Below are 1,188 nucleotides of genomic sequence, written 5' to 3'. Positions count from 1 at the left end.
CGGCAAGAGTTACCTCGACGGGCTGTCCGGGCTGTTCGTCGTGCAGGCCGGGCACGGCCGGGCCGAGCTCGCCGAGGCCGCCGCCAAGCAGGCCGAACAGTTGGCGTTCTTCCCGCTCTGGTCCTACGCCACCGAACCCGCGATCGAACTCGCCGAACGCCTCGCCGGCTACGCCCCGGGCGACCTGAACCGGGTGTTCTTCACCACCGGCGGCGGCGAGGCCGTCGAAAGCGCCTGGAAACTGGCCAAACAGTACTTCAAGAAGGTCGGCAAACCCGGCAAACACAAGGTCATCTCCCGCTCCATCGCCTACCACGGCACACCCCAGGGGGCGCTCGCGATCACCGGCATCCCGGCGCTGAAGGCGCCGTTCGAACCGCTCACCCCCGGCGCGTTCCGGGTCCCCAACACCAACATCTACCGCGCCCCCGACCCCCTCGGTAGTGATCCGAAGGCGTTCGGGATCTGGGCCGCCGACCGGATCGCCGAGGCCATCGAATTCGAGGGCCCCGACACCGTCGCCGCCGTCTTCCTCGAACCGGTGCAGAACGCCGGCGGCTGCTTCCCACCGCCGCCCGGCTACTTCGAACGGGTCCGGCAGATCTGCGACGAGTACGACGTGCTGCTGGTCTCGGACGAGGTGATCTGCGCGTTCGGGCGGATCGGGTCGATGTTCGCGTGCGAGGACTTCGGGTACGTGCCCGACATCATCACCTGCGCCAAGGGCCTGACGTCGGGGTATTCGCCGATCGGGGCGATGATCGCCTCCGACCGGTTGTTCGCACCGTTCGCGGAGGGAACGTCGATGTTCGCGCACGGCTACACCTTCGGCGGGCACCCCGTCTCCGCGGCGGTGGCGCTGGCGAACCTGGACCTCTTCGAACGCGAAGGCCTCAACGCGCACGTCGCCGAGCAGGCGCCGGCATTTCGGGCCACCCTCGACAAGCTCACCGACCTGCCGATGGTCGGGGACGTGCGCGGGGAGGGCTTCTTCTACGGCATCGAACTGGTCAAGGACAAGACCACGAAGGAGTCGTTCAGCGACGCCGAGGCCGAGCGGATCCTGCACGGGTTCCTTTCCACCGCCCTGTTCGACGCCGGCCTGTACTGCCGGGCCGACGACCGCGGCGACCCGGTCATCCAACTCGCACCCCCGCTGATCTGCGGGCAAACCGAATTCGACGAAAT

General features: G+C 68.1%; 1 protein-coding gene. It reads left to right on the top strand.

From position 1 onward, the window contains the following. A partial coding sequence (locus P3H15_RS53990; protein WP_276144822.1) for an aspartate aminotransferase family protein occupies positions 1-1,188 on the top strand: 1,188 nt, incomplete at both ends.

This window comes from Rhodococcus sp. T2V (assembly GCF_029269925.1).
Lineage (GTDB): Bacteria > Actinomycetota > Actinomycetes > Mycobacteriales > Mycobacteriaceae > Rhodococcus_F > Rhodococcus_F koreensis.
The sequence above is the reverse complement of the archived record's forward strand: the minus strand, read 5'-3'. Positions and strand labels throughout refer to the sequence as shown.